Origin of the sequence: Photorhabdus sp. RM96S, from assembly GCF_042879335.1 — a bacterium.
GTDB lineage: Bacteria > Pseudomonadota > Gammaproteobacteria > Enterobacterales > Enterobacteriaceae > Photorhabdus > Photorhabdus kayaii.
Window position 1 is genome coordinate 1 of record NZ_JBHFKT010000080.1, and the last position, 5,452, is coordinate 5,452.

Sequence of the window (5,452 nt, forward strand, 5' to 3'; positions counted from 1 at the left end):
GAAGTAGAACTGTGGACGGTAGCCTTTGAAGAATGGCGTATGACGGCCACCTTCGTCTTTGCTCAGAATATAAACTTCTGATTCGAAAGTGGTGTGTGGCTTGATTGAACCGGGTCTCGCCAGTACCTGACCACGTTCGATTTCGTCACGCTTGGTACCGCGCAGCAGAACACCGACGTTCTCACCTGCACGGCCTTCGTCCAGCAGTTTGCGGAACATTTCTACGCCAGTACAAGTAGTTTTAGTCGTTTCTTTGATACCCACGATTTCAACTTCTTCACTCACTTTAACCACACCGCGCTCTACACGACCAGTTACCACGGTACCACGGCCTGAAATAGAGAATACGTCTTCGATTGGCAGCAGGAATGGCTGGTTGATTGCACGCTCTGGTTCTGGAATGTAGCTGTCCAGGGCATCGGCCAGTTCAATGATCTTCGCTTCCCACTCTGCATCACCTTCCAGCGCTTTCAGAGCAGAACCACGGATAACTGGCGTGTCATCGCCTGGGAAATCGTACTGAGACAGCAACTCACGCACTTCCATCTCAACCAGTTCCAGCAGCTCTTCGTCGTCTACCATGTCACATTTGTTCAGGAACACGATGATGTAAGGAACGCCTACCTGACGACCTAACAGAATGTGCTCACGCGTCTGTGGCATTGGACCGTCAGTCGCGGCAACTACCAAGACTGCGCCGTCCATCTGAGCCGCACCGGTGATCATGTTTTTCACATAGTCGGCGTGGCCTGGGCAGTCAACGTGCGCATAGTGGCGGCCTGGGGTATCGTATTCTACGTGAGAAGTAGAGATGGTGATACCACGTGCTTTTTCTTCTGGTGCATTATCGATTTGATCGAATGCACGAGCGTTACCACCGTAGGTTTTAGCCAATACAGTAGTGATAGCAGCAGTCAGGGTAGTTTTACCGTGGTCAACGTGGCCGATAGTACCAACGTTAACGTGCGGTTTTGTACGTTCAAACTTTTCTTTAGACATTAAATTGTCCCTCTAAGACACGGAATCGGTGGTTCCACCACATCAACCAAGCAATTGCTCGTTGAATATCGCTTACAGGAATAAAATCGGGAGACAAGGACATTAAGGAAGTGGTGCTGATAAGCAGATTCGAACTGCCGACCTCACCCTTACCAAGGGTGTGCTCTACCAACTGAGCTATATCAGCACATCTTGGAGCGGGCAGCGGGAATCGAACCCGCATCATCAGCTTGGAAGGCTGAGGTAATAGCCATTATACGATGCCCGCATTGAACTCGGCTACCTGACTTTAATCAGCTGTATGTTGATCTCAATATACTTTGCTTTCAGTTAAGTACCAAAAGAATATCAAGATTAAATCTGATTTCTTGGTGGTGGGGGAAGGATTCGAACCTTCGAAGTCTGTGACGGCAGATTTACAGTCTGCTCCCTTTGGCCGCTCGGGAACCCCACCTTTCCAAATTCTTAATGGTGCCGGCACCAAGAATCGAACTCGGGACCTACTGATTACAAGTCAGTTGCTCTACCAACTGAGCTATGCCGGCATCAAGTGCTGCGCATTCTAGGCAGTGTGAACGCTCTATGCAACAAAAAAATTGCTTTCCTTGATCATTCGGTTATAAAACACTCACCTCCATTCGATTAGCTGTTTTTTTCAATAATTTTAGCTTAAAAAATAAACACCCAATTACCTACCAACTAAGGAACCGATTACAAGTGCTCGATAAAACTTGATAGGACACTTCACCTTGAATCATTTAAATTTCCATCGTGATAAGCAAACAGCTGAAACTAACATTAAGAAGTAAAACAACTCAATTTTTTACAATTCTGCATTTCTTACAAAAAAAACCGCTAAAAATATAAAAAAGCCTACGCCTGCCGCTCATCAGTCGATATCATGCGATTTATTTTTTGTCGGGTACAGGTTGTTTATTGCAACTTGTCAAACCTGCACAAACAGGCAGATGTTGGTTTATGAATAAAAAAGAACTTTTTTTGGCTACTCCATATTTGCAATTCAATCGTGAACAATGGGCAACCTTACGTGATTCAGTTCCACTGACATTAACAAAAGAAGAATTAATTGATTTAAAAGGAATTAATGAAGAAATCTCTTTAGAAGAAGTTGTTGAGATTTACCTTCCTTTATCTCGCTTGCTCAATTTTTATATTAGTTCAAATTTACGTCGTCAAGCAGTGCTCGAACAATTTCTAGGTACTGACGGACAAAAAGTCCCTTATATCATAGGAATTGCTGGCAGTGTTGCTGTTGGTAAAAGCACTACAGCACGTCTATTACAAGCTCTGCTGAGTCGTTGGCCTGAACACAGAAGCGTAGAATTAATTACTACAGATGGTTTTCTACATTCTAACAGCGTGCTGAATGAACGTGGACTGATGAAAAAGAAAGGGTTCCCACAATCATATGATATGCATAGCTTAGTGAAATTTGTATCTGATATTAAATCGGGCTCTAAACAAGTATCCGCACCAGTATACTCTCATCTTACCTATGATATCGTACCAAATGAGCAAAAATTCATTAAACAACCAGACATTTTAATTCTAGAGGGTTTGAATGTATTACAAAGCGGTATGGATTATCCCCATGATCCACACCATGTATTTGTCTCTGATTTTGTCGACTTTTCTATCTACGTCGATGCACCAGAAAAATTACTCAAAAGTTGGTATATCAGTCGTTTCTTAAAATTCCGCCAAGGTGCCTTTTCCGATCCAGATTCTTATTTCCACAGTTACTCCAAACTATCAGAAGAAGAAGCCATAAATACTGCATCTGATATCTGGCAAGAGATCAATGGACTGAATTTGCGACAAAATATTTTACCAACTCGAGAACGCGCAAGCCTAATCATGACAAAAGGTATTAATCACACTATTGAAAGCGTAAGGCTACGTAAGTAAAGATAGTCTCCGAACCCGGAAGACATTTCTCTTCCGGTCATTTTCAACGACCTCTTAAAGAAATCTCCCCGCCGATATATGGGGTTATGACACCATTCTGATCAAGTAACAAAGCACCTTGCTGATTAATACCCCTGGCTATACCATACACTTCCTGACTACCAATAATTAATTTCACCGGCCTATCCATAAAATTATCTAACTCAAACCACCGAGAAACAAATGAAGACAAACCTTCATTTTCAAACTGAATTAGAGCTTTCCTTAGATCAAGTATTATTTCTACAGCCAATTTATTACGATCAACTTGAATTCCTGCCTGCAACAAATTAATCCATTGCTGATTAATAGGTTCTTCGTCCTTATGGTCCATCGAAATATTTATACCCGCACCTATTACAACCTGAGCAGCATCACCAGTATTTCCTATTAGTTCAACTAAGATTCCCGCTAATTTCTTATCATCAAGATATAAATCATTTGGCCATTTTACCCTAATTCTATCAGCGCCAAATCGATGCAATACTTCAGCAATAACAATGCCAACAACCAAACTTAATCCAATTGCAGCAGCAGGTCCTTGCTCAAGGTGCCAATACATAGATAAATAAAGATTTTTACCAAAGGGAGAAACCCATTTCCTTCCACGCCGCCCTCTGCCAGCATACTGGTACTCTGCAACACAAGCATCCCCTGATTTCAATTCAGATAAACGTTCAAGCAAATACTGATTAGTCGAATCAATAACTGGCAAAACAGTTATACGATCCTGAGGTAAGTATTGCAAAATAGTAGACTCATCAAGTAGCTGCATAGGTGCCATAAGGCTATAACCCTTGCCAGGAGTTGTTTCTAGTTCAATTCCCCATTCACGAATTGTCTGTATATGTTTATTAATTCCAGCCCTACTCATCCCTAAATATTGTCCCAACTGTTGACCAGAATGAACTTCACCGTCAGACAAAATCTTAATCAACTGTAATGGCACGGTTATATCTTTCATGAAATACATTCCACAGCATCAATTTCGCCTTTAGAACCAATAAAACGAACCTCAGGTTCAAGTAATACACCAAACTTACTTATCACTTGCCTGCGAATGTAAGCAGCCAATAAGACTACATCCTTACCTGTAGCATTTTCCTGATTTATCAATACTAGAGCTTGTCTAAGATGCACAGATGCACCTCCAATGCGATAACCTTTTAAATTACAACGTTCAATGAGCCAAGCTGCCGCCAATTTAAACATCCCATTCGTGTAAAGATATTGGGGACTATCAGGGTAATTTTCTTTAATTTTTGCCGCAACTTCCACACTGACAATTGGGTTTTTGAAGAAACTCCCCGCGTTTCCTGTTATTGCAGGATCAGGCAATTTACTGGTGCGCATTGCACATACTGAATCAAAAATCTGCTGAGGAGTTACATTATCTTTCGACAGCCTAGTTAAATCACCGTAGTTCAATATTGGCTGCCAATTCTTCTTCAACAATAATCCTACAGAAATAATAGAATAATTTGCTTTATATTTATGCTTGAAAACACTATCCCGATATCTAAACTGACATTCACCAACACTAAGACGCGTTTGCTCCCCAGTTTCTAGATTAAGAACATCTACATATTCACACACATCTCTAAATTCAATACCATATGCACCAATATTTTGAATTGGTGCTGCACCAGAGCAACCAGGAATTAAAGCCAAATTCTCTAATCCATAGATTTGATTTTTAAGAGAATGACAGACTAATTCGTGCCAATTTTCTCCCGCCCCTACATGTAAATGCCATGATTCATCTGTCTCCCGCTGTTGAATCCCCATAATTCTATTCAGAATCACAGTTCCTTCAAAATTCGCAGTAAATAAGACATTACTTCCTCCACCAAGCAGTAATACAGGTTGTTTTTCGCTTTTGGCTTTCTGCCATAAAGCTAATAAAGACTCGGCAGATTCAGCTATATCTAAACGTTTAGCATAGGCTGATAACCCAAAGGTATTAAACTCTTTAAGAGAAAGCATTCACTCAACACTCAATAAAGCTATTTAATAAGTAGTTTATCAGCTATAGGCGTGGAAAACAGTTGGAAAACTAAGTTAATTCTTTGTTAAATGCAAAAAGGCCACCCCTTTGGATGGCCTTTTTGTCTCAAAATAAGGTCTGGCAGTTCCCTACTCTCACATGGGGAGACCCCACACTACCATCGGCGCTACGGCGTTTCACTGCTGAGTTCGGCATGGGGTCAGGTGGGACCACCGCGCTATTGCCGCCAGACAAATTCTTTATTCTTTATTCGTTATCATGGTGCTGATACCCAGATTCGAACTGGGGACCTCACCCTTACCAAGGGTGTGCTCTACCAACTGAGCCATATCAGCAATGGTTGCCCAAACTCACTGTTGGCGCAAAAAATTAAAGCCTGGCAGTTCCCTACTCTCACATGGGGAGACCCCACACTACCATCGGCGCTACGGCGTTTCACTGCTGAGTTCGGCATGGGGTCAGGTGGGACCGCCGCGC

General features: G+C 42.0%; 4 protein-coding genes, 5 tRNA genes and 2 rRNA genes. 1 reads left to right on the forward strand and 10 read right to left on the reverse strand.

The features are described 5' to 3' along the window. From tuf to ACGF49_RS23910, 5 genes are all read right to left on the reverse strand, one after another. On the reverse strand, positions 1-999 hold a 999-nt coding region (gene tuf, locus ACGF49_RS23890), incomplete at its 3' end, for an elongation factor Tu (RefSeq protein ID WP_387493130.1). Positions 1,000-1,110: 111 nt separating this feature from the next. After that, positions 1,111-1,186, reverse strand: a tRNA-Thr gene (locus ACGF49_RS23895). 6 nt (positions 1,187-1,192) lie between these two features. After that, positions 1,193-1,267 (reverse strand) — tRNA-Gly (locus tag ACGF49_RS23900). 101 nt (positions 1,268-1,368) lie between these two features. Continuing rightward, a tRNA-Tyr gene (locus tag ACGF49_RS23905) sits at positions 1,369-1,453 on the reverse strand. A gap of 15 nt (positions 1,454-1,468) precedes the next feature. After that, positions 1,469-1,544: transfer RNA gene (locus ACGF49_RS23910), tRNA-Thr, on the reverse strand. Positions 1,545-1,977: 433 nt separating this feature from the next. Between ACGF49_RS23910 and coaA the strand changes: the two genes are divergently transcribed. Further along, positions 1,978-2,928 (forward strand): type I pantothenate kinase, encoded by a 951-nt coding sequence (coaA, locus tag ACGF49_RS23915; protein WP_113044168.1) that lies wholly within the window; start codon positions 1,978-1,980, stop codon positions 2,926-2,928. Positions 2,929-2,971: 43 nt separating this feature from the next. Here the strand turns inward: coaA and birA are convergent, their stop codons facing one another. From birA to rrf (ACGF49_RS23940), 5 genes are all read right to left on the reverse strand, one after another. Next, entirely contained in the window at positions 2,972-3,931 is a 960-nt protein-coding gene (birA, locus tag ACGF49_RS23920; protein ID WP_113044169.1) for a bifunctional biotin--[acetyl-CoA-carboxylase] ligase/biotin operon repressor BirA, read from the reverse strand. Beyond that, positions 3,928-4,953, reverse strand: coding sequence for a UDP-N-acetylmuramate dehydrogenase (gene murB / locus ACGF49_RS23925; protein ID WP_113044170.1), 1,026 nt, complete (start codon positions 4,951-4,953; stop codon positions 3,928-3,930). The genes birA and murB overlap by 4 nt, the downstream gene beginning before the upstream one ends. Positions 4,954-5,090: 137 nt before the next feature. Then, a 5S ribosomal RNA gene (gene rrf / locus ACGF49_RS23930) occupies positions 5,091-5,206 on the reverse strand. Positions 5,207-5,234: 28 nt separating this feature from the next. Further along, a tRNA-Thr gene (locus ACGF49_RS23935) sits at positions 5,235-5,310 on the reverse strand. Between the two features lie 39 nt (positions 5,311-5,349). Next, a 5S ribosomal RNA gene (gene rrf / locus ACGF49_RS23940) occupies positions 5,350-5,452 on the reverse strand; the annotation flags it as partial.

What these genes read in the sequence shown, in the direction of transcription:
- coaA (WP_113044168.1), top strand. Translation starts at nt 1,978, where the DNA reads ATGAATAAAAAAGAACTTTTTTTGGCTACTCCATATTTGCAATTCAAT.
- birA (WP_113044169.1), bottom strand. Translation starts at nt 3,931, where the DNA reads ATGAAAGATATAACCGTGCCATTACAGTTGATTAAGATTTTGTCTGAC.
- murB (WP_113044170.1), bottom strand. Translation starts at nt 4,953, where the DNA reads ATGCTTTCTCTTAAAGAGTTTAATACCTTTGGGTTATCAGCCTATGCT.